Source organism: Limobrevibacterium gyesilva, assembly GCF_025989185.1.
In the GTDB taxonomy this organism is placed as follows: Bacteria; Pseudomonadota; Alphaproteobacteria; order Acetobacterales; family Acetobacteraceae; genus Limobrevibacterium; species Limobrevibacterium gyesilva.
The window spans coordinates 1-22,166 of record NZ_JAPDNT010000003.1; the positions used below are offsets into that span (position 1 = coordinate 1).

The 22,166-nt window shown below is 70.6% G+C and carries 24 protein-coding genes and 1 pseudogene; 15 read left to right on the plus strand and 10 right to left on the minus strand.

The features are described 5' to 3' along the window. Positions 1 to 624, plus strand: a pseudogene (locus OL599_RS05965) (histone deacetylase family protein); the annotation flags it as partial. On the opposite strand, the gene OL599_RS05970 reads toward OL599_RS05965, so the two are convergent. Next, on the minus strand, positions 578 to 1,156 hold the full coding sequence (locus OL599_RS05970; protein WP_264712749.1) for a mismatch-specific DNA-glycosylase: 579 nt from the start codon (positions 1,154 to 1,156) through the stop codon (positions 578 to 580). The pseudogene OL599_RS05965 and the gene OL599_RS05970 sit on opposite strands and share 47 nt — an antisense overlap. A 157-nt stretch (positions 1,157 to 1,313) precedes the next feature. On the opposite strand from OL599_RS05970, the gene OL599_RS05975 reads away from it, so the two are divergent. From OL599_RS05975 to OL599_RS05985, 3 genes are all read left to right on the plus strand, one after another. Beyond that, on the plus strand, positions 1,314 to 2,819 hold the full coding sequence (locus OL599_RS05975; RefSeq protein WP_264712750.1) for a YifB family Mg chelatase-like AAA ATPase: 1,506 nt from the start codon (positions 1,314 to 1,316) through the stop codon (positions 2,817 to 2,819). Between the two features lie 263 nt (positions 2,820 to 3,082). Beyond that, complete coding sequence (locus OL599_RS05980) at positions 3,083 to 3,301, plus strand: SHOCT domain-containing protein (RefSeq protein ID WP_264712751.1); 219 nt, start codon at positions 3,083 to 3,085, stop codon at positions 3,299 to 3,301. Next, complete coding sequence (locus OL599_RS05985; protein ID WP_264712752.1) at positions 3,298 to 3,501, plus strand: hypothetical protein; 204 nt, start codon at positions 3,298 to 3,300, stop codon at positions 3,499 to 3,501. The genes OL599_RS05980 and OL599_RS05985 overlap by 4 nt, the downstream gene beginning before the upstream one ends. 7 nt (positions 3,502 to 3,508) lie before the next feature. Here the strand turns inward: OL599_RS05985 and OL599_RS05990 are convergent, their stop codons facing one another. From OL599_RS05990 to OL599_RS06025, 8 genes are all read right to left on the minus strand, one after another. Then, positions 3,509 to 4,030 (minus strand): hypothetical protein, encoded by a 522-nt coding sequence (locus OL599_RS05990; protein ID WP_264712753.1) that lies wholly within the window; start codon positions 4,028 to 4,030, stop codon positions 3,509 to 3,511. A 96-nt stretch (positions 4,031 to 4,126) separates the two neighbouring features. Beyond that, a complete protein-coding gene (locus tag OL599_RS05995; protein ID WP_264712754.1) occupies positions 4,127 to 4,513 on the minus strand; it encodes a YraN family protein in 387 nt (128 codons plus the stop codon). Beyond that, a complete protein-coding gene (locus OL599_RS06000; protein ID WP_264712755.1) occupies positions 4,510 to 5,790 on the minus strand; it encodes an Hsp70 family protein in 1,281 nt (426 codons plus the stop codon). The genes OL599_RS05995 and OL599_RS06000 overlap by 4 nt, the downstream gene beginning before the upstream one ends. Positions 5,791 to 5,854: 64 nt before the next feature. After that, positions 5,855 to 6,844, minus strand: coding sequence for an ABC transporter ATP-binding protein (locus tag OL599_RS06005; RefSeq protein WP_264712756.1), 990 nt, complete (start codon positions 6,842 to 6,844; stop codon positions 5,855 to 5,857). Continuing rightward, the gene (locus OL599_RS06010) at positions 6,837 to 7,811 is read right to left on the minus strand and encodes an ABC transporter ATP-binding protein (protein ID WP_264712757.1); all 975 of its coding nucleotides are present in this window, start codon (positions 7,809 to 7,811) and stop codon (positions 6,837 to 6,839) included. The genes OL599_RS06005 and OL599_RS06010 overlap by 8 nt, the downstream gene beginning before the upstream one ends. An 11-nt stretch (positions 7,812 to 7,822) precedes the next feature. Beyond that, positions 7,823 to 8,734 (minus strand): ABC transporter permease, encoded by a 912-nt coding sequence (locus OL599_RS06015; RefSeq protein WP_264712758.1) that lies wholly within the window; start codon positions 8,732 to 8,734, stop codon positions 7,823 to 7,825. A 19-nt stretch (positions 8,735 to 8,753) separates the two neighbouring features. After that, positions 8,754 to 9,743, minus strand: a complete 990-nt coding sequence (locus tag OL599_RS06020; protein ID WP_264712759.1) for an ABC transporter permease — start codon at positions 9,741 to 9,743, stop codon at positions 8,754 to 8,756. Between the two features lie 194 nt (positions 9,744 to 9,937). After that, positions 9,938 to 10,996 carry an AI-2E family transporter gene (locus OL599_RS06025; protein ID WP_264712760.1) on the minus strand — a complete coding sequence of 353 codons (1,059 nt, stop codon included), beginning with the start codon at positions 10,994 to 10,996 and terminating at the stop codon, positions 9,938 to 9,940. A 146-nt stretch (positions 10,997 to 11,142) separates the two neighbouring features. Between OL599_RS06025 and otnI the strand changes: the two genes are divergently transcribed. From otnI to metC, 7 genes are all read left to right on the plus strand, one after another. Then, positions 11,143 to 11,922, plus strand: a complete 780-nt coding sequence (gene otnI / locus OL599_RS06030) for a 2-oxo-tetronate isomerase (protein ID WP_264712761.1) — start codon at positions 11,143 to 11,145, stop codon at positions 11,920 to 11,922. 24 nt (positions 11,923 to 11,946) lie between these two features. After that, entirely contained in the window at positions 11,947 to 12,825 is an 879-nt protein-coding gene (locus OL599_RS06035; protein ID WP_264712762.1) for a 2-hydroxy-3-oxopropionate reductase, read from the plus strand. A 142-nt stretch (positions 12,826 to 12,967) separates the two neighbouring features. Next, positions 12,968 to 13,849 (plus strand): helix-turn-helix domain-containing protein, encoded by an 882-nt coding sequence (locus tag OL599_RS06040; RefSeq protein ID WP_264712763.1) that lies wholly within the window; start codon positions 12,968 to 12,970, stop codon positions 13,847 to 13,849. Positions 13,850 to 13,911: 62 nt separating this feature from the next. After that, positions 13,912 to 14,598 (plus strand): NUDIX domain-containing protein, encoded by a 687-nt coding sequence (locus OL599_RS06045; RefSeq protein ID WP_264712764.1) that lies wholly within the window; start codon positions 13,912 to 13,914, stop codon positions 14,596 to 14,598. Then, positions 14,595 to 15,308, plus strand: a complete 714-nt coding sequence (locus tag OL599_RS06050; protein WP_264712765.1) for an alanyl-tRNA editing protein — start codon at positions 14,595 to 14,597, stop codon at positions 15,306 to 15,308. The genes OL599_RS06045 and OL599_RS06050 overlap by 4 nt, the downstream gene beginning before the upstream one ends. A 10-nt stretch (positions 15,309 to 15,318) precedes the next feature. Further along, positions 15,319 to 16,161 carry a 3-mercaptopyruvate sulfurtransferase gene (sseA, locus tag OL599_RS06055; RefSeq protein WP_264712766.1) on the plus strand — a complete coding sequence of 281 codons (843 nt, stop codon included), beginning with the start codon at positions 15,319 to 15,321 and terminating at the stop codon, positions 16,159 to 16,161. A 5-nt stretch (positions 16,162 to 16,166) separates the two neighbouring features. Further along, positions 16,167 to 17,378 carry a cystathionine beta-lyase gene (metC, locus tag OL599_RS06060; RefSeq protein ID WP_264712767.1) on the plus strand — a complete coding sequence of 404 codons (1,212 nt, stop codon included), beginning with the start codon at positions 16,167 to 16,169 and terminating at the stop codon, positions 17,376 to 17,378. Here the strand turns inward: metC and OL599_RS06065 are convergent. After that, a complete protein-coding gene (locus tag OL599_RS06065) occupies positions 17,350 to 17,787 on the minus strand; it encodes a transcriptional repressor (RefSeq protein WP_264713115.1) in 438 nt (145 codons plus the stop codon). The two genes, metC and OL599_RS06065, sit on opposite strands and share 29 nt — an antisense overlap. 99 nt (positions 17,788 to 17,886) lie before the next feature. On the opposite strand from OL599_RS06065, the gene hisI reads away from it, so the two are divergent. From hisI to OL599_RS06085, 4 genes are read left to right on the plus strand one after another with little or no spacing between them, the layout of a single operon-like run. Continuing rightward, positions 17,887 to 18,285: a phosphoribosyl-AMP cyclohydrolase gene (gene hisI / locus OL599_RS06070; RefSeq protein WP_264712768.1), complete on the plus strand. Its 399-nt coding sequence runs from the start codon at positions 17,887 to 17,889 to the stop codon at positions 18,283 to 18,285. Further along, on the plus strand, positions 18,278 to 19,285 hold the full coding sequence (locus tag OL599_RS06075; RefSeq protein ID WP_264712769.1) for a CobW family GTP-binding protein: 1,008 nt from the start codon (positions 18,278 to 18,280) through the stop codon (positions 19,283 to 19,285). The genes hisI and OL599_RS06075 overlap by 8 nt, the downstream gene beginning before the upstream one ends. A gap of 47 nt (positions 19,286 to 19,332) precedes the next feature. Beyond that, positions 19,333 to 20,736, plus strand: a complete 1,404-nt coding sequence (locus tag OL599_RS26015; protein ID WP_264712770.1) for a sensor histidine kinase — start codon at positions 19,333 to 19,335, stop codon at positions 20,734 to 20,736. Continuing rightward, a complete protein-coding gene (locus tag OL599_RS06085; RefSeq protein ID WP_264712771.1) occupies positions 20,727 to 22,109 on the plus strand; it encodes a sigma-54-dependent transcriptional regulator in 1,383 nt (460 codons plus the stop codon). Before OL599_RS26015 ends, OL599_RS06085 begins: the two co-directional genes overlap by 10 nt. The last annotated feature ends 57 nt before the right edge of the window (positions 22,110 to 22,166 follow it).

Sequence of the window (22,166 nt, forward strand, 5' to 3'; positions counted from 1 at the left end):
GGCGCCATCGCCGCCGCCGACGAGGCCGCGGCGGGGCGGCACGCCTATGCGCTGGCCCGGCCGCCCGGACACCACGCCTATGCGCGGCGCGCCGGCGGCCATTGCTATCTCAACAACGCCGCCATCGCCGCCGAGCGGCTGCGCACGCGCGGGGCGGCGCGCGTGGCGGTGCTGGACATCGACAGCCATCACGGCAACGGCACCCAGGGCATCTTCTGGGAGCGCGACGACGTGGTGTTCGTGTCCGTGCATGGCGATCCCAACGGCTACTATCCCTGGTATGTCGGCCATCCTGGCGAGCGTGGCGCGGGCGCCGGGGCCGGCTTCAACGTGAACCTGCCGCTGGCCCGCGGCACCGGCGACGCGGGCTGGCTGGCCGCGGTTTCGGCCGGGCTGAAGCATATCGAGCGTTGCGGCGTGGACGCGCTGGTGATCAGCCTGGGCTTCGACGCCAGCAAGGACGAGCCGCTGGGCTATCTGGCCGTCAGCGATGACGGGTTCGCCCGCGCCGGGGCGGCGATCGGCGCAGTGCAGCGGCCGGCCGCGATCGTGCAGGAGGGCGGCTACAACGTCGATGTCATCGGCCGGCTGCTGACGCGCTTCCTGCAGGGGCTGGCGGGCTGAGCGCCGCCGCCAGCGCGAACCACGGGGCCGGGTCCCAGTTGGCGCGCGCGGCGCCGGAGGTGGAGGGCAGCACGAACACCGGCGGAAAGTCCGGCAGCACCGGGCCGGGACCGTAGGCCAGGCGCGGGCCCGGAATATTCAGGAATGTCGCTGCCGCCTTCTTGCCGTTGAACGCCAGCATCGCCGGCCGGGCCGCGCGGATGCGGGCAGAGAGGCCGGCGGCATCGAAGGCCCGCGCCGGCAGGGCAGTATCGGCACCCGATACCGACTTGGCGAGATCGGTCAGCCCGATCCCGATCGCCAGCAGGCAGCGGAACTCGGCGGGCCGGAACAGGCGCGGAGTGAGTCCCGTGGCCGCCAGGATGGGCCAGAAGCGGTTGCCGGGGCCCGCGTAATAGGCGCCGCGAGCAGCCGAGACGGTCCCTGCGACGGTTCCGCAGAACACCACCCGCAACCCGGGACCGAGCAGGTCGGGCAGAACGTCGCCGCTGCCGGCACCTCGTGCCGAAGCCGTCACGTTCGGAATCGTCACGCTTTCGCCTCATCTTGCCTGGCGCATATCAACCGGATGCCCCGCCATCCTCAAGGCCGGGGTCGGGGCTCAATAGCCCGATGCAATCGGAAAGCCTTGCGGAGGCGCGAGCGGCGGCTGGAACGATCGCTCGTTTCCGTGCCAACATGACTGCCGCATGACGATCGCCCGCATCCGTTCCTTCGCGTTCTCCGGCATCGAGGCCGTGCCGGTCGAGGTACAAGTCCAGATCTCCAGCGGCCTTCCCGCTTTCCTGGTGGTGGGGCTGCCCGACAAGGCGGTCGGCGAGGCGCGCGAGCGTGTGCGCGCGGCGCTGACGGCCATGGGACTCGCCTTGCCGCCCAAGCGCGTGCTGATCAACCTCGCGCCGGCGGACCTGCTGAAGGAAGGCAGCCATTTCGACCTGCCGATCGCGCTTGCCGTGCTCGCCGCCATGGACGTGGTGCCGCGCGAGGATCTGGCGGAGTTCTCCGCCCTCGGCGAATTGTCGCTGGACGGCACGCTGAATCCTGTGGCCGGCGTGTTGCCGGCGGCAATCGGCGCCGCGACGTTGGAACTCGGCCTGATCTGCCCACAGGGACAGGGCGGCGAAGCGGCCTGGGCCGGGCAGATTCAGGTGCTGGCCGCGCCGGACCTGCTGAGCCTGGTGAACCATTTCCGCGGCGCGCAGGTGCTGACGCCTCCCGAACCGGGCGGCGTCGCTGACGGCATGGGCGCGCCCGACCTCGCCGATGTGCGCGGCATGGAAAGCGCCAAGCGGGCGCTGGAGATCGCCGCGGCCGGCGGCCACAATCTGCTGCTCGTCGGACCGCCCGGCTCCGGCAAGTCGATGCTGGCGGCCCGCCTGCCCGGGCTGCTGCCCGACCTGCAGCCGAAAGAGGCACTGGAGGTCAGCATGATCCACAGCGTGGCCGGCATGCTGGACGGCGGCAGGCTGGTGATGCGCCCACCGTTCAGGGAGCCGCATCACAGCGCCTCCCAGGCGGCGCTGACCGGCGGCGGCCAGCGCGCGAAACCGGGCGAGGTGTCGCTGGCGCATCGCGGCGTGCTGTTCCTCGACGAGCTGCCGGAATTCCCGCGACAGGCGCTTGAAGCATTGCGCCAGCCGATGGAAAGCGGCCGCACCACGGTGTCGCGGGCCAGCGCCCACATCACCTATCCCGCGCGCTTCCAGCTGGTGGCTGCGATGAACCCGTGCCGCTGCGGTCATCTCGGCGACGCCGCGCGCGAATGCGGCCGCGCGCCGCGCTGCGGCGAGGACTACCAGAACCGCATCAGCGGGCCGTTGCTGGACCGTGTGGACCTGACCGTCGATGTGCAGCCGGTGCCGCCGGCGGAGCTGTCGCGCGCCCCGGCCGGCGAGGCCAGCGCCGCCGTGGCCCAGCGTATCGCCCGGGCCCGTGCGGCCCAGAGCGCCCGTTACGGCGAGGCCGGACCGACGACCAACGCCGAGGCCGACGTGAAGGACCTGCCGATGCAAGCCGATGCACGGACGCTGGCCGAGCAGGCGGCGGAGAAACTACGGCTGTCCGCCCGCGGATTCACCCGCACGCTGCGGGTGGCGCGCAGCATCGCCGACCTGGCGGGAGCGACGACAATCCGCCGCCAGGACGTGGCCGAGGCGCTGGCTTTCCGCCACCGCATGCCCGGGCGGAAGGTCTGATACCTACGGCCCTTGACGATGACCCTTCCATCGTCAAGGGCCGTAGGTATCGCGCGCCGATCCGCTTGCGGCACGCAAGCGCGTGCCTGTCGCTGGCTTGGTGGGCGGCGGCGCGAAAAATAACGACTCATGCCAGCGGTCATTCTTCATGGCCGCTGCTATGACGCCGACCCCGGCGTGCACGGTTTAATGAATTTACACCGTCCGCCGCGGCGCGGCACGATACCCAGGCGTAACGGCCAATCGCCGAGGGGAAACGCCGGATGTCGAAAATTTCGCTCGCGTGCCTGGCCCTCGCCATGCTCGCCGCGGTGCCGCTGGCGGCATGCGGGGGCAGCGGCTCCACGTCCACCACGGCGGTGCAGAACACCACCGTCAGCAAGGGGCAGCAACTGATCGACCTGAAGAAAGCGCTGGATACCGGCGCGATCTCGCAGAGCGAATACGACGCCCAGCGCCAGAAGATCCTCGCGGCGCCATGACCGCCGACTCCAAGCGCGGCGGCTGGGCTGCCCTGGCCGCGTTGCTCATTCTCGCGGGCTGCGCGCAGCACACCGTGGTGACGAACCGGCTGGTGCCCAGAGAGGTGGAGGCAGCCGACCTCAAGCGTGCGCTCGATGCCGGCCTCCTCACCCCGGCCGAATACCAGGGGCAGCGCCAGCTTCTCGGTTTGGGACCGTAGCGCCGGCTCAGCGGGCCGCGGCGTCCGCGCCGGCCTTCAGGGCCTGGTCGATCAGCGTGAGCGTCTGCGCCTTGTCGCCGGCGCCGAGTGCGCTGCGTGCCTGGCCGATCAGGACCACGTCGGGCTGCTCGCTCGGCTGCCCGGCGAGCGAGGGGCGGACGTCGCGGGTCAGTGCGCGGCTCTCGGCGCGCTCCAGCGCCTCCTGCGCCTCGCCGGTGCGCCCGGCGGCCAGGGCCTGACGGGCCGCCATCAGGAAGTCGCGCGTGGGGGCGTCCGCGGAGACCGGCGGCATGGGCAGCGGTGGCGCGATCACGCTGGCGGTATCGCCGGGCGTGATGTTGGCCGGGGTGTTGGAGAGCGGCAGCATCCGCTCGGGCGCCGTGGCTTGCGCCATGTCTGGTGCGGCGCCGGCCGGAGCCGTGGTTGGCACCGTTCCAAGCGAACCCGGCGGCGGCGAGAGTGTCTGGGCCCCGGCCGGGATGGCCGCGAGCGACAGCAACGTTGCCGTGATGGCGGGGATGGAACGCATCGGTTGTCTCCTTGCGAACGGTCGTCGTTCTTCAGTACAAACGCGGCACGTCACGCGAAGTCCATGCCTGCGCACATGAAAATCCGGACAGGAACGTCACGCATAGCGGCGGAATGCGTCGGCAATGCGCCGGACCGCGCCGGCGGCGTCCACCAGCAGCACGTCGAAACGCACCCCTGCCCGGCCCCAGCCGGGATTCTCCGCCAGCAGGATTTCGGCCGCGGCCAGCAGGCGTTCACGTTGGCGTGCGGACAAGGCATAGGCGGCATCCGACAGCGTCGGGCGGTGCTTCACCTCCAGGAACGCGACCAGGCCATCCCGCTCGGCGACCGCATCCACCTCGCCGGCCGCCGTGCGCAGACGGCGGCCCAGCACAGCCCAGCCCTCGCGCTCCAGGGCCGCGCAGGCCAGTGCCTCGGCGTCGACGCCGCTGGCATAGGCGCGGCTGCCGCGCACCGCCCGGCGCTGCCGCCCGTCGGTCATGCCGCGGCGCGCAGGGCGCGGTCGCGGCCGATCAGCGCCAGGCCCTCGGCCACCGACACGAACTCGCCGCCCGCGGTCACCTTGTCCCGCCCGAAGCGGTCGTCGAACAGGCGCCGCACTGCCGGCACGAACGAGGTGCCGCCGGTGAGGAACACGTGGTCCACCGCCTGCGCGTCGACGCGGGATTCGCCGAGCGCGCGGTCCACGGTGGCGGCCAGGCGCGACAGATCCTCGGCGATCCAGTCCTCGAACTCCGCCCGGGTCACGGTCCGTTCGATGTCGAGGTTCTTGTGCCGGAAGCGCAGCACCGCCGCGTCCTGCGTCGACAGCGCCGCCTTCGCCGCGGAGACGGTCTGGTAGAGCCGGTAGCCGAGCTCGTCCTCGATCAGCGTGATCAGGGCGCGCAGGCGCTCGGGATGGGCGCTGGCCCGCGCCACTTCGCCGATCTCGCGCAGGGTGCGCGGGGTGCGCATCAGGCTCATGCGGTGCCAGCGAGCGAAGGTGGAGAAATACTCCGGCGGCACCGGCAGTTCCTTGCCCATGACGGTGTAGACATCGCCTTTGCCCAGGCGCGGCGAGATCACCCGGTCGATGATGCGGTAGTCGAACGTGTCGCCGGCGATGCCGATGCCTGCATGGCCCAGCGCCGTCACGCCGCCGTCGTCGCCGGGTTCGAAGCGCAGCAGCGAGAAGTCGCTGGTGCCGCCGCCGAAATCGCCGATCAGCACGGTCGCGGCGCGGGTCAGCGTGCGGGCAAAGCGATAGCCCGCCGCCTCCGGCTCCAGCGCCACGTCGATGCCGGGAAGCGCCGCTTCGGCATAGGCGGCGCGCAGGCGCGCTTCCCCGAGCGCATCGTCGGCGAACTCGCCGGCGAAACGGACGGGGCGGCCGGCGACGATGCGCGCGCCGTGCGGGGTGGCACCCGCCTTCGCCAGCAGCTCGCGCAGGAACAGCGCGACCAGCCGCTCCAGCGTGAACGGGCGGCCGAAGATGCGGGTTTCCGTGAAGCTGCGCTGCGCCAGATAGGTCTTCATGGACATGATCAGCCGGCTGTCCAGCGGGTCGTCCAGATAGGCCTCGATGGCATCCGGCCCGGCGGCGTGGCGCAGCTTGCCGCCGGCGCGCACCTCGTCGGTCCAGAAGCACAGCACCGAGCGGAACACGTCGAGCATCTCGCCGCCCGCCGGGATGCGCGCGGTGGCGATGGCGCCGCCTGGCCCAAGGACGGAGACGACGCTGTTGGTCGTGCCGAAATCGATCCCGATCACCGCCGTCATGCCCGCCCCCGCTGCGCCAAAGGGCGTGGGTTCAAGCCGATCCCGCTGCCAAGGGCAAGCCCCCTCAGGCCGTCCGCCCCTCCTCGACCGCGTGGCACGCCACCAGCACGTTGCCGTGCTTCGTATGGGCGGGCTTTTCGCGGCGGCAGCGGTCGTTGGCCAGGGGGCAGCGCGGGTGGAAGGTGCAGCCCGAGGGCGGGTCGATCGGGCTGGGCACCTCGCCGCCCACGGGCGTGCGGGACTTGCCGACCATGTCGAGATCGGGAATCGCATCCAGCAAAAGCCGCGTGTAGGGGTGGCGCGGGGTGCGGAACACATCCTCGCCCGGGCCCAGCTCGACGATGCGGCCCAGATACATGACGCCCAGCCGGTCCGACATGTGGCGGACTACGGCGAGGTTGTGGCTGATGAACAGATAGGTCAGCCCCAGGCGCTGCTGCAGGTCGCGCATCAGGTTCAGGATCTGCGCCTGCACAGACACGTCGAGCGCGCTGGTCGGCTCGTCGCAGACCAGGAATTCCGGCTCGCTCGACAAGGCGCGCGCGATCGAGATGCGCTGGCGCTGGCCGCCGCTGAACTCGTGCGGGTATTTCTCGCCGTCGGCCGGCGCCAAGCCGACCTGGGTGAGCAGCTCGCCCACGCGGGCCGTGATCGCGTCGCGCGCGGTCAGCAGCCCGAAGGCGCGGATCGGTTCGGCAACGATGTCGCGCACGCGCCAGCGCGGGTTCAGCGACGCGTACGGATCCTGGAAGATCATGTTCATCCGCCGGCGCAACGCCGCCTGGGCGCGGGCGGCGGACAGCGGCTGGCCCTCGAAGCGGATCTCGCCGCCGCTGGGCGCGTAGAGGCCGACGGCCAGGCGGGCCACGGTGGACTTGCCGCAGCCGCTCTCGCCCACCAGCGACAGCGTGGTGCCGCGGGAGATGGCGAACGAGACGTTGTCCACCGCGCGCAACGTGCGCTTCGGCTCGCGCGAGACCACGCGCTGCAGCCACGGCTTCGAGACGTCGAAATCGCGGGAGACTTCGACGGCATCGAGCACGATCTCAGACATGCGCGGCCCCCCGCGCATACAGCCAGCAGGCGGCGCGGGTGACGCCGGCCTCCATCAGCTCCGGGCGGTCGTTGCGGCAGCGGTCGAACACTTTCGGGCAGCGCGGGTTGAAGGCGCAGCCGCGGGGAATGGCGGTCAGGCGCGGCATGGCGCCGTCGATCTGGCGCAGCCGCTCGACACGGTGCTCAAGGCTGGGGATGCTGCCCATCAGGCCTTCCGTGTAGGGGTGCGCGGGGTGCTTCACCACGTCGCGCACCGGGCCGATCTCGGCGATCCGCCCGGCATACATCACCGCCACGCGGTCGGCGGTTTCGGCGATCACGCCCATGTCGTGGGTCACCAGCATCACCGAGGTGCCGTGGTCGCGCGTCAGCCCCCGCAGCAACGCGATGATCTGCGCCTGGATGGAGACGTCGAGCGCAGTGGTGGGCTCGTCGGCGATCACCAGCCGCGGCTCGGCGCACAAGGCGAGCGCGATCACTACGCGCTGGCGCATGCCGCCGGAGAACTCGTGCGGATAGGCATCGATGCGCTGGCGCGCCGCGGGAATCCCCACCTCCTCCAGCCACTGCACCGCCCGTTCGCGCGCGTCGCGGTCGGACAGCTTCAGGTGGGTTTGAATGGTCTCGACCAGCTGGCGGCCGACTGAATAGAGCGGGTTCAGCGTGGTCAGCGGGTCCTGAAAGATGGCGCCGATCTGCTTGCCGCGGATGGGGCGCAGCTTGTCGCGCGAGAGGTTGTCGATGCGGCTGCCGTTCAGCAGGATCTGCCCGCCGGCGACGCGGCCGGGCGGCTCCAGCAGGCCGATGATGGCGGCCCCGGTCAGCGACTTGCCGGCGCCGCTTTCGCCGACCACGCCCAGCACCTCGCCCGCGTTGATGTCGAAGGAAATGCCGTCCAGGGCGCGCAACACGCCGCGGCGCGTGGGAAACTCGACCGTGAGGTTCTGGACTTCCAGCAAAGGCATCAGGGCATCGCCTATCGCAGCCGGGGATTGAGGGCGTCGCGCAGCCAGTCGCCCAGGAGGTTGATCGACAGCACCATCAGCGCCAGCGCGATGCCGGGGAAGATCGTCACCCACCATTCGCCGGAGAACAGGAAGTCGTTGCCGATCCGGATCAGCGTGCCGAGCGAAGGCTGTGTCGGCGGCAGGCCCACGCCGAGGAACGACAAGGTCGCCTCGTCGAGAATGGCCAGGCCCAGGTTCAGGGTCGCGATCACCAGCACCGGGCCGAGCACGTTCGGCAGGATGTGGCTGATCATGATGCGGGCCCGGGACAGGCCGATCACCTGCGCGGCCATGACGTATTCGCGGCCGCGCTCGACCAGCGTGGAGCCGCGCACGGTGCGGGCGAATTGCGGCCAGCGGGCGATGCCGATGGCGAAGACGAGGACGTAGATCTCGATCTTCTCGTGGAACTCGCGCGGCAGCACGGCGCGGACCACGCCATCCACCAGCAGCGCGATCAGGATGGCCGGGAACGTCAGCTGGACGTCGGCGATGCGCATCAGCACGGCGTCGACCGTGCCGCCCATGTAGCCGGCGACCAGCCCCACCGTGATGCCCACGGCAAGCGCGAAGCCGATGGCCAGCACGCCCACGAACAGGCTGATGCGGGTGCCGTACATGATGCCCGAGAGCAGGTCGCGGCCCTGGTCGTCGGTGCCGAGCAGATAGGCGTTCTCGCCGTCGGCCATGAAGGCGGGCGGCTTGAAGCTGTCCATCAGGCTCAGGCTGGCGAGGTCGAACGGGTCGTGCGGGGCGATCCAGGGCGACAGGATCGCGCCGAACACGCAGACCAGCGCCACCAGGGCCGAGATAATGGCCACCGGCGAGCGGCGGAAGCTGTAGAGGAAGTCGCTGTCGATGAAGCGGGCGACGGCGTTCATGATTGCATCTCCCGCCGGTTCATTTGCCACCCGTCATCGAGCGCCGGTCCAGCCGCAGCCGCGGATCGACGGCGTAGTAGAGCAGGTCCACGATCAGGTTGATGGCCACGAACAGCACGGCCACCAGCAGCAGGTAGGCGGACATCACGGGGATGTCGGCAACCCCGATGGACTGCACCAGCAGCAGCCCCATGCCCGGCCACTGGAACACCGTCTCGGTGACGATGGAGAACGCGACCAGCCCGCCCAGCTGCAGGCCGACGATGGTGATGACCGGCACCAGCGTGTTCTTCAGCGCATGGCCGAAATTGATGGAGCGCTCCGACAGGCCGCGGGCGCGGGCGAACTTGATGTAGTCGCTGCGCAGGACTTCCAGCATCTCCGAACGCACCAGGCGCATGATCAGCGTCATCTGGAACATGCCAAGAGTGATGGCCGGCAGGATCAGCGCCTTGAGGCCCGACACGGTCAGCAACCCGGTGGTCCAGTGGCTCAGATGCACCACGTCGCCGCGGCCGAAACTGGGCAGCCAGCCCAGCAGCACGGCGAAGAAGAGGATCAGCAGGATGCCGATCAGAAAGGTGGGCAGCGACACCCCGATCAGCGAGAAGACCATGAACAGCCGCGACGTCGGCGAATTGCGGCGGATGCCGGTGTAGACGCCCATCGGCACCCCCACCAGCAGCGCCAGCGCGGCGGCGGTCACGGCAAGCTCGATGGTCGCCGGCAGGCGCTCGAGGATCAGCTGCGACACCGGGCGCGCCAGCCGGTAGCTGAGGCCGAAATTCCCGTGCACCGCGGCCCAGACGAACTTCGCGTATTGCACGATGAACGGCTGGTCCAGCCCCAGCGCGCGCACCAGCTCCTCGCGCTGGGCGGCGGTGTAGTCCTGGCCGAGCATGATGGTCACGGGGTCGCCGACATAGGCAAACAGGGCGAAGGCGATGAACCCGACCACCAGCAGCACCGGGATCGCCTGGAGGATGCGCGAGGTGATGAATGCGAACATGCCGGGTCAGCCGCGCCCGGCCGGAGACGCACCCCGGGCGGACGATGACATCGGTGGGGCGTGGCGCCGCGTTCGGTTTTCCATGCTGAGTCTCAAATCGTACCCCCCTGGCCCACCGCTTTTATTGCACGGCGATGACCGTGCAAAGCCCATGCCGAAATCGTATCGAAACCGCGACAATATCGGGGTTGCGATCACTCCCGCGGTCCCCCCAGCACCGACGAATCGCTCCGGCTGGCCCATTCGTTGACCAGCGCGAACCCGACGCCGAGCAGCGCCGGGCCAAGGAAGATGCCGAGCAGTCCGAAACCGATGGCGCCGCCCAGCACGCCCAGCATGGTCAGCAGGAACGGCAGCTGTGCCCCACGGGCGATGAAGTAGGGGCGGATCAGCGTGTCCGCGCCGCTGACGATGACCGCGCCGTAGACGAACAGCGCGATCCCCCAGAACATGTGGCCCGACGCCGCCAGCCACAACGACGCCGGGATCCATACCACCGGAGCGCCGATCGGCAGCACCGACAGCCCGCCGGCCACCACGCCCAGCAGCGCCGGCCGCGGCACGCCGCTGACCCACAGCCCCAGCGCGGTCAGAATCCCCTGCACCACCGCCGTGCCGAGGATGCCGTAGACCACGCCGCGCACGGTGGCCCCGGTGACCTCGATCAGCCGGTCGGCGCGCGGGCCGGCGATGCGGTGCAGGATGATATGGATCTTGTCGGCCAGCACGTCGCCAGACGCATAGAAGAAGAAGGCCACGAACAGCGCCAGCACGAACAGCAGCACGCCGTTGGCCAGGCCCAGCAGCAGCCCCAGGCCGAACTGCGCGAGGATGCCGAAATACGGCCGGAAGAACGACACCATCACGGTCAGGTCGGCGGCCCAGCTGTTCCACAGGTTGCTGACCGTGGAGCCGATCGCCGGCACCGTGGCCAGCCACGGCGGGGCGTCCGGCAGCCCGGCCTGCAGCCAGTCCTGCACGACCTTCTCCAGCTGGTTCACGTCGCTGGCGCCGCCGGGGGCGGCCAAAGCGAGCGGCAGCACCACGACCACCGCCGTCACCGCCACCATCGCGCCGGCCGCGGGCACGCGGCCCAGCCGCAGCTGCCCGCGCATCCACTCATAGACCGGCCAGGTCGTGTAGGTGAGGATCGCCGCCCACAGCAGCGCCGACAGGAACGGGTAGAGCACGACCGTGCACCCCACCGCCACACCGCCCAGCAGCAGCGCCATCAGTATGCGTTCCGCGATCATCGCGCCTCATCGGTCCCGCAAATTGCGGCGCGAGGTATCCATGATGCGGCGGCCAAGTTCAATGTCGGCGACTTGGGATCGCTACCATCTGTTCAAGCCGGCCCCTGGCGGCTAGCTTCCCCGTCCTTCCGGGGAGGACTCAAGCCATGCCGCGTCTGGCCGCCAATCTGTCCATGATGTTCAACGAGTTGCCGTTCCTCGACCGTTTCGAGGCCGCGGCGAAGGCCGGCTTCAAGGCGGTCGAGTTCCTGTTCCCCTATGAGTTTCCGGCAGCCGAGCTGAAGCGGCGGCTGGATGGCGCCGGACTGCAGCAGGTGCTGTTCAACATGCCCCCCGGCGACTGGGCCGGCGGCGAGCGCGGCATCGCCTCCCTGCCCGGCCGCCAAGCGGCGTTCCGTGACGGCGTGAAGCAGGCGCTGGACTACGCCGCCGCGCTGGATTGCAGGCTGGTGCACTGCATGGCCGGCATCCCGCCCGCCGGCACGCCGTTCGCGACCGCCGCCGCCGTATATGCCGCCAACCTCGCCTGGGCCGCCGAGCAGGCCAGCTCGGCGGGGGTGAAGATCGCGATCGAGCCGATCAACCACCGCGACATGCCGGGCTTCCACCTCAACACCATGGCCCAGGGCGCCGCGGTGATCGCAGCGATCGGCGCCGAGCGGATCGGGCTGCAGTTCGACATCTATCACTGCCAGATCACCGAGGGCGACGTCACCAAACGCATGGAGGCGCATATGCCGATCATCGTGCATATGCAGCTTGCCGACGTGCCCGCCCGCAACGAGCCGGGCACCGGCGAACTCGGCTGGGAGTTCATTTTCCGCCGCATCGACGCGCTGGGCTACCAGGGCTGGGTCGGCTGCGAATACCGCCCGGCCGGCGAAACCGTCGCCGGCCTCGCTTGGCGCGCGCGTTTCGGCGTCTGACACAGCAATCTCGGGGAGAGAGACATGAAGATCGGATTCATCGGCCTGGGCATCATGGGCCGCCCGATGGCGCTGAACCTGAAGGCCGCGGGGCATGAGCTGTTCGTGCCCGACCGCCGCAGCCTGACCGACGAGCTGCGTGCCGCCGCGACCGTGCTGTCGGATGCGGCGGCGGTGGCCGAGCAGGCCGAGGCGATCATCCTGATGGTGCCGGACACTCCCGATGTGGAAGCGGTGCTGTTCGGCCCGAACGGCGTCACCGAGGGGCTGACCAAGGGCAAGCTCGTGATCGACATGTCCTCGATCAGCCCGATCGCCACCAAGGACTTCGCCGCCCGCGTCGCCAAGCTGGGCTGCGACTACGTCGACGCACCGGTCTCCGGCGGCGAGGTCGGCGCCAGGCAGGCGACGCTGACGATCATGGCCGGCGGCTCCGAGGCGGCGTTCGCCCGCGCCTTGCCGCTGTTCGAACTCATGGGCAAGAACATCACCCATGTCGGCACCGAGGCTGGCGCCGGCCAGGTCTGCAAGGTGTGCAACCAGATCATCGTGGCGCTGAACATCCAGGCGGTGAGCGAGGCGCTGACCTTCGCGCGCAAGGCCGGCGCCGATCCCGCCAAGGTGCGCCAAGCGCTGATGGGCGGCTTCGCCTCGTCGCGCATCCTGGAGGTGCATGCCGAGCGGATGATCAACCGCACCTTCAACCCGGGTTTCCGCATCAAGCTGCACCAGAAGGACCTCAACCTCGCGCTGTCCGCGGCCAGGGAGATGGGCATGGCGCTGCCGAACACGGCGATCGCCCAGCAGATGTTCTCGGTGGTGACGGCGCTTGGCGGCGCCGACCAGGACCATTCCGCGCTGGTGCGGGCGATCGAAACGATGGCGGGCCTGGAGTCGTCATAAGTCCGTCAAATCAACGTCTTTTGTTCGAGACCCTGATTGAATTAAACGGAGCGTAGCCCATAAACTGGGCGGTTCCTCGATTCTGAGACAGCGTGCCGATTTTCCGGGGCGCTGTCTCAGGCATTGCAAAGGCTCCGGTCCCATGCGCTTCACGGAAATCGGCCAGCAGCTCCGGGCCTATCGCCTGGAGTCCGGTCTTCGGGCGGAGGAGATCGCCGCCCGACTCGGTGTTTCCCGCGCGGCCCTGTATCGCTACGAGAAGGGCGAAGTGATCAAGCTGGACACCATCAAGCGTCTGGCGGAACTGCTGAAGATCTCGCCGCTTTCCCTGCTGGGGATCGGTGTCGAATACTACAACCGCCCGGTCGGCTATTTCGAGCGCGTCCGCCAGATCGAAGAGACGGCCGACCAGATGCTGCAGGTCGATGGCCCGATCTGCTATCTGACCACGACGGATGCCTACGATTCCGGCCTCGCCGCCGCGTTCGAGGAGGCCGCCGACCAGGCCGGCGCCGACCGCGCGGGCCTGCGCGCCAATGCCGAGCAGGTGCTGGGCATCATGGCCGCCCGCAAGCGGATGTACGGCATGCGCAAGCTGGGCATCATCGCCATGATCCCGGCAGCCCGGGTGCGCGACTTCCTCGAAAGCGGGATCGCGCCGTCGCTGGCGCTGTCGGACCGGACCCGGCGGATCTGCCGGCAGATTGCCGCGACCGAGCTGCTGCATATCGCCGACGTGATGGAAGCCGAGCCGATGGGGCTGCAGTTCGGGCTGCTGCCGGTGACCGAGCCCAGCGGCAGCTTCAAGATCCTGCGCGCCCGCGATCGCGCCACCCTGGCGGTGAACCCGTTCCGCCCGGACACGCCGCCGCAGGCCGCCACCGGGGTCGCCATGATCACCGGGGCGGACGAGGCGATCACGGCCCATCAGCGCGTGGCCGAAACCCAGTGGCGCGAGGCGATCAAGGGCGCGGCCGCCGCGACCCGTTTGCGCGAGCTGGTGCAGGCGCATCGGGTGAACTGACGCAGCGGCGCCTGTGCCGCGCTGGCCATGCGCCGGCGCGCATTGCGCCCGCCACGGGCGGGGTGGGCATCGCCTGCGCGCCGCTCTATCGTGCCGGCATGGCCGTCCCCAAGAATGCCCCGTTGCCGGCTTTTCCCGGCCTGGAAATCGAGTCCGACGAAACCGTGTGGCAAGGCCGTTTCCCGCTCCAGGTGATCCGTTTCCGCCATGCCCGCTTCGACGGGCGGCGCTCCGGCCTGCGCACCTGGGAGCTGTGGCGGCGGGGCCGCGCGGCGGCGCTGCTGCCTTATGACCCCATTGCCGACCAAGTGGTGCTGATCGAGCAGTTTCGCCTGCCCGCCCTGGCCGCGGGCGTTGATCCGCTGATGGTCGAGATCCCCGCGGGTCTCTGCGATCCCGGGGAAGACCCCGCCGCGACCCTGATTCGCGAGGCGGAGGAGGAGATCGGGCTGACGCCGCGCCGCATCCTGCCGATCGGCGATTTCGTGCTGACCCCCGGCGGCTGCGACGAGCGCGTGGCGATCCATGTGGGCGAGGTGACCGCCCCGCCCGGCGGCGCCGATGGGCTGGTCGGTCGTGCCGGGCTGCAAGCCGAGGACGAGGACATCCAGGTTCGCGTCTGGCCCGCCGTGACGGCCATCGACGCCGCCCTTGAGGGCAGGTTCCCCAACTCGGTCACTGCGCTGGCATTGCTGTGGCTGGCCGCACGGCGCGACCGGATTCGTGAGCTTTGGAAGAAAACGACATGACCGAACGATTGTTTCTGCAGGATTCCGCCCTCGCCCGCGCCACCGCCAAGGTGCTGGCGGCCGGGCCGGAGGGGATCGTGCTGGACCGCACCGTGTTCTACGCCCGCTCCGGCGGCCAGCCCGGCGATGTCGGTGTGTTCGCCTGGGATGGGGGCGAGGCCGCCATCGCCGACACGGTGAAGGGCGAAGGCGAGACCATCCTGCACGTGCCCGCCGCCGGCGCCGCGCTGCCGCCGGTGGGGGCCACCGTCGAGGCCCGGCTCGACTGGGCGCGGCGGCACGCACTGATGCGCATGCACACCACTTTGCATCTGCTGTGCGCGGTATTGCCGGGCGCTGCGGTCACCGGCGGGCAGATCGGGGCGGATCGCTCGCGGCTGGATTTCGACCTGCCCGACCCGCCGGCGAAGGAGGTGCTGGTGGAGCGGCTGAACGCATTGATCGAGGCCGACCATCCCGTCAGCACCGAATGGGTGGACGAGGCGGTGCTGGACGAGAATCCGGCGCTGGTTCGCACCCTGTCGGTGAAGCCGCCGCGCGGCGCCGGGCGGCTGCGGCTGGTGCGCATCGGCGCAGGCGACACCCCGGTGGACCTGCAGCCCTGCGGCGGCACGCATGTGGCGCGCACCGGCGACATCGGCCGGATGGCGATCGTGAAGATCGAGAACAAGGGCAAGCAGAACCGGCGCATCGTCGTGGCGCCGGCCTAGGGGACGTATCATGGAGCATCAACCGCTGGTCTCGACCGCGTGGCTGGCCGAGAACCTGGTCAAGGCGGGCGTGGTGGTCTTCGACACCACGAAATACCTGCCGAACGAGCCGGAGGACGGGCTGACCGAGTTCCGCCGCGCGCATATCCCCGGCGCGCGCTTCTTCGACATCGACGCCATCGCCGACCCCGACACCGACCTGCCGCATATGGCGCCCTCGCCCGGCCGGTTCGCGAAGCTGATCGGCGAGCTCGGCGTGTCCAATGACAGCTTCGTCGTGTTCTACGACCAGAAGGGGCTGGCCTCGGCCGCGCGCGGTTGGTGGATGATGGGCCTGTTCGGGCATGACCGCGCCGCCGTGCTCGATGGCGGGCTGCCGAAATGGATCGCCGAAGGCCGCAAGGTCGAAGAGGGCGACCCCACCCCTGCCCGCCCGGTCTCGTTCCGCCCGAATTACCGCCCCACCCGCCTGCGTGGCGTCGGCGACATCCTGGCCAATGTGAAAAGCGGCAAGGAGCTGTTGCTGGACGCCCGCGCCGCCCCGCGCTTCCGCGCCGAGGTGCCGGAGCCGCGCGCCGGCATGCGCTCCGGCCACATTCCCGGCAGCGCCAACCTGCCCTACACCGAGCTGCTCGCGCCCGACCAGACGCTGCTGCCCTCCGGCGCGTTGCGCGCCCGCCTGGCCGCCGCCGGTGTCGATGGCAGCAGGCCGGTGGTCACCAGCTGCGGCAGCGGGGTCACCGCCTGCATCCTGACGCTCGCGATGACGCTCGCGGGCCTGCCTGAGGGGGCCGTCTATGACGGGTCCTGGACCGAATGGGGCGGCCGCCCCGACACGCCAGTGGAGACATGAGAAACATGCCTGACGACTCCTCGCCCGCGCGCGCCAAGCAGGGCTTCTACACCCGCCTATCGCATGCCGGCCGCGCCGGCACGCATGTGCACGGCTTCGTCAACCCGCCGGTGCATCGCGGCTCCACGGTGCTGTATCCGAACATGGCCGAGCGCAAGGCCGGCGGGTCGCACCGGCTGGAGCAGCACCTGATCTACGGCGTGCTCGGCGGGCCGACGCACTGGCCGCTGGAGGACGTGATCGCGGAGATCGAGGGCGGCACGCGCTGCCAGATCGTCTCGTCCGGCCTGTCCGCCGTGACCACGCCGCTGCTCGCGTATCTGAAGGCGGGCGAACATTGCCTGATGCCGGACTCGGTCTACGGGCCGGCGCGCGGCTTCTGCGACAATTTCCTGACCCGCATGGGCATCGCCACCACCTATTACGATCCCTGCATCTACGCGGCGGGCATCGAGAAGCTGTTCCGGCCGAACACCACGGTGCTGTACACCGAAAGCCCCGGCAGCCACACCTTCGAGGTGCAGGACATCCCCGCCCTGGCCGCCGTCGCCCGCGCCAAGGGCGCGAAGGTGCTGATGGACAACACCTGGGGCATCCATTTCTTCCAGCCCTTCCGCCACGGCGTCGACGTGTCGATCCAGGCGCTGACGAAATACGTGGTCGGCCATTCCGACGTGCTGCTGGGCAGCGTCACCACCAACACGCAGGAGGACTGGGACCGGGTGCGCACCACCACGATGCAGCTCGGCCAGTACGCCAGCCCCGACGATTGCTGGCTGGCGCTGCGTGGCGTGCGCACCATGGCGGTGCGGCTGGAGCGGCAGATGCAGTCGGGCATCGAGGTGGCGCAATGGCTGGCGACCCGGCCGGAGGTGAAGCAGATTCTGCACCCCGCATTGCCCGGCGCCCCCGGCCACGACATCTGGAAGCGCGACTTCACCGGCGCATGCAGCCTGTTCGGCGTGGTGTTCCATCCGCATTTCAGCCAGGACGCCGTGCATGCCATGGCCGAGTCGCTGCAGCTGTTCGGCATGGGTGCATCCTGGGGCGGCTATGAGAGCCTGGCGCTGCCGACCACGGGCTTCGTCACCCGCACCGCCGGTTCGGGCGATTTCGGGGGGCAGATGCTGCGCCTGCATATCGGCCTGGAAGACACCGCCGATCTGTGCGCGGATCTCGACCAGGGGCTTACGGTGCTGCGCTCGTTCGGGGGCTAGCAGCCCCGGCGCACGCGGCACAGAGGCCCTCGGCCTCGATGGTCGCACCGGTGACGGCGAAGCCCACGCGCTTCGCCGCCGCCGCCAGCGCGTGGGCGAGGTCGTGGTCCTCGATCTCGGTCACGTGGCCGCAGGTGCGGCAGATCAGGAACTGCGCGGGGTGCTCATGCACATGGCCATGCGCCTCGACGCAGCCGACGAAGGCGGCAAGACGTTCGACACGATGCACAAGCCCCTGTTCCTGCAGGAAATCGAGGGCTCGATAGACCGTGGGCGGGGCGGCCGCGCCCCGCCGCTCGCGCAGCCGGTCCAGCAGCTCGTAGGCGCCGGTGGGGCCCTTGGCGTCCAGGATCAGGCCGAGCACCTGACGGCGCAGCCCGGTCAGCCTGGCGCCGCGCCGGTCGCACATGGCTTCGGCGTGGTCGAGCAACGCGGCGGTACGGGGCGAGAATCCGTCGGTCAACGGTTTTCCTTTGCGCGGAACATCCACAGCACAAGATAAGAGCGCATGACGCACGATGCCATCCTCGACACCATCGCCTTCGACGCGCGCGGCCTGGTGCCCGCCATCGCCCAGCAGCACGACACCGGCGAGGTGCTGATGCTGGCCTGGATGAACCGGGAGGCGGTGGCGGAAACGCTGGCCACCGGCCGGGTCTGCTATTTCAGCCGCAGCCGCAACCGGCTGTGGCGCAAGGGCGAAAGCTCCGGCCAGCAGCAGCGCCTGATCGAGCTGCGGCTGGATTGCGACGGCGACACGGTGCTGGTGCTGGTGGACCAGCAAGGCGTGGCCTGCCACACCGGCCGGCGCGACTGCTTCTTCCGCGCCGCCCGCGATGGCGCGCTGGAGGAGATCGCCGCGCCGCTGGTCTCGCCCGACGCGCTGTACGGCCATAGCCATGGCTGAGGCGGTTCCGATCACCGTGTTGACCGGCTTCCTCGGCGCCGGCAAGACCACGCTGCTGAACCGCCTGCTGCGCCGGCCGGAGCTGGCGGGGACGGCGGTGCTGGTGAACGAGTTCGGCGAGATCGGCCTGGACCATATCCTGGTCGAGAAGCTCGACGACGACACCGCCCTGCTGCCTTCGGGCTGCCTGTGCTGTGCGGTGCGCGGCGACCTCGCCCGTGCCCTGCGCGACCTGCTGGCGCGGGTGCAGGCCGGCGAGGTGACGCGGGTGGTGGTGGAGACCACGGGGCTCGCCGACCCGGCGCCGATCGTGCAGACGCTGATGAGCGACGTCTCCGTGGCGCTGCGCTACCGGCTGGACGGCATCGTCACCGTGGTCGATGCGGTGCACGCCATGGGCCAGCTCGACGCGCATGCCGAGGCGGTGCGGCAGGTGGCGATGGCCGACCGGCTGGTGCTGGCGAAGACCGACCTCGCCGGCGACCTGGGCCCGCTGCGCGCGCGGCTGAAGCAGCTCAATCCCGGGGCGCCGCTGCATGTGGCGGTGATGGGTGCGCTCGATCCCGCCGCCATCCTCGATGCCGGGCTGTTTGACGCCGCCGGCAAGATCGCCGATGTGCAGACCTGGCTGGATGCCGAGGCCTATCGCGACGCGCCGCGCGGCCGCCCCGACCCCAACCGGCACGACGCGCATATCCAGGCCTTCTGCCTGACCTTCGACGAGCCGCTGCACTGGCAGGGCATCGGCACCTGCCTGGAAATGCTGATCGGCACCCGCGGCGAAAGCCTGCTGCGGGTGAAGGGCATCCTGAACCTGATCGGCCAGGAGCGGCCGGTGGCGATCCACGGGGTGCAGCATTTGTTCCATGAGCCCGTGCTGCTGCCGGCCTGGCCGGAGGGCGATCCGCGCACCAGCCGCATCGTGTTCATCACCCGCGACCTCGACCGCGAGACCATCGAGTCCGGCTTGCGGGCGTTCGAGGCGGCGGCGCGCGCGTGAGCGCCGGGCCGCGCTAGGCGGTGGGGTCGCTCCGTTCCCGGCTGTTCGTGCTCTGGGCCCTGTCGCTGGCCGCGCTGGTCGCCGTGGGCATGTTGCTGGTGGGGCTGTACCGGCAGTCCAGCTCCGCCCAGATCGACCGCGCCACCGAAGCGGTGGCCGAGGCCTGCGACCAGATCGTGGACCGCTACGCCTACTATGCCGCCGGCTGGGCCGGCCCCGCCCCCGCCAAGGGCCGGGCGGATGCCGCCTTCCGCGCCGATCTCGGAGCCGTGCTGACGCTGGCGCTGGCGGGGCGGCCGGGGCTGGCAGGCGGAATCTGGTGGCAGGGCGAAGGCATGCTGGCCGCCACCGTCACGCCGGACGACGATGTCAGCCGCACCATCGCCGCCCTGGCAGCCGACGCGCTCGCCGACGACCGGCCGGCGAGCACCCGCATCGTGGCCGGCCCCAGCACGGTGATGCTGCAGGCCTGCGCCCTGCCGGGCCCGGTGCAGGGCCTGGCTGGCTGGGTGCTGGCGCAGGTGCAGGACGCGCCCGGGCAGGAGCGGCTGCGGCTCGGCCTGGGCGTGCTGTTCGCGCTGGCGCTGGGCATGGCGGGCTTGCTGGGCTGGGTCGTGATCGCCTGGACCCGGCGCATCGGCGCCATCGAGACGGCGTTGGCGCAACATGAGGCCGGCACGCTGCCGCGCCTCGCCCCGACCGGGGAGCGCGAGCTCGACCGCATTGTCGCCGCGCTGAACACGGCCGGCGAACGGCTGGACGCAGCGCGGCGCCGATCCGACGAGCTGGCGGCGCGGGTGGCGCTGTCGGAGCGGCTGGCGGCGCTGGGCCGGGTGGCCGCGGGGGTGGCGCACGAAATCCGCAATCCGATCGCGGCCATGCGGCTGAAGGCCGAGAACGCGCTGGCGGGCGACGAGGCCCGCCGGCGCGGGGCGCTGGAAGCGATCCTGGCGCAGATCGCGCGGCTGGACCGGCTGATCGCCGAGCTGCTGGCCATGACCCAGCGGCGAATGCCGTCGCCGGCGCCGACCGATCTCAGGGGCCTGCTGGACAGCGTGGCCGCCGATCACCAGGGCGGCGGCGTGGCGCTCCGGGTGGACGCAGAGCCGGCGACGGTCGCGGTCGATGCCGGGCTGCTGCGGCGGGCGCTGGACAATCTGGTGGAGAACGCGTGCCAGCATACGCCGCCCGGCGGGATGGTGAGGCTGCAAGGTGCCGTCGCGGACGGGATGCTGCGCATCAGCGTGGCCGATACCGGGCCCGGCGTGTCCGCGGAGCTGCGGGCCAGCCTGTTCGAGCCGTTCGTGACCGGGCGCGCCGACGGCACCGGGCTGGGGCTCGCCATTGCGCGCGAGCTGGTGGAGGCGCATGGCGGGCGGATCATCCTCGCCGATGCCGGTCCCGGCGCCGTGTTCACCCTGGAGATCCCGCTGGACGCGCCATGCCGGTGATCCTGATCGTCGATGACGACGCTGCCCTGCGCGAGGGGCTGGCCGAGGCCATTAGCGATCTGGGCCACACGCCGCTCGAAGCCCCCGACGGCGCCGCCGCGCTGGCGGCGGTCGCGGGACGGCATGTGGACGCGGTGCTGCTCGACCTGCGCATGCCCGGCATGGACGGGCTGGAGGTGCTGCGGCGCCTGCACGACCGCCCGGAGGCGCCGCCCGTGGCGGTGCTGACCGCCGTGCCGACCGCCTCCAACACCATCGAGGCGATGCGCCTGGGGGCGGTGGACCACATCGCCAAGCCGATCGGGCGCGACGACCTGGCGGCGCTGATCGCGCGGATGCTGCCGGCCGCCCCTGCCGCGGCCGCCGTGGCGCCCGCCGGCGAGGCCGACGACCTGATCGGCAATTCGGCCGCGATGCGGCAGGTGCAGAAGCAGATCGGCATGCTGGCCGATGCCGGCACCACCGTGCTGATCACCGGCGAGACCGGCACCGGCAAGGAGGTGGTGGCCCGCGCCCTGCACCGGCACGGCCGCCGCGCCGGGCGGCCCTTCGTCGCTGTGAACTGCGCCGCCATCCCCGCCGACCTGCTGGAGAGCCAGTTGTTCGGCCACGCCCGGGGCGCCTTTACCGGCGCCGTCGCCGACCGCACCGGCAGCTTCCGCGAGGCCGATGGCGGCACGCTGTTCCTCGACGAGATCGGCGACATGGCCCCGCCGCTGCAGGCCAAGCTGCTGCGGGTGCTGCAGGACCGGGTGGTGACGCCGGTGGGCGGCAAGCCGGTGCCGGTGGATGTGCGCATCCTGGCGGCCACGCATCAGGACCTGGAAGCACGCGTGCGCGAGGGCCGGTTCCGCGAGGACCTGTTCTGGCGGCTGGGCGTGGTGCCCATCCATCTGCCGCCGCTGCGCGAAAGACTGGCCGATATCCTGCCGCTGGCGGAGCATTTCCTGGCTCTCGCGGCGGGGTCCGCGGCGCCGAAGCAGCTTTCCGCCGATGCGGCGGCGCGGCTGCTGTCGCATCCCTGGCCGGGCAATGTGCGGGAGTTGCGCAACGCCATGGAGCGCGCCGCCGCGCTGGCCCGCCGGCCGGTGATCACCGGCACCGACCTCGCCTTCCTGCGCATGCCGGGTGGCGGGGCGGAGGTGGACTGGCTGGAGGGCGACCTGCCGACCGCGCTGGCGCGGCTGGAAGCCGCGATGATCCGCCGCGCGCTGGACGCTGCGGGCGGCAACCGGGCCGAGGCGGCGCGGCGGCTGAACATCCACCGGCAGCTGCTGTACGAGAAGATGCGCCGCCATGGGCTGGATATGTCCGCCAACCGGACAGGTTCTGTCGGGAACGCGGACGATCCGGCGCCTCTCGATGGCTCGTGAATAACGCAAAATCAATAGCATAGACTGTGGCATGCGGCTTGCGATGACGGTCATCGC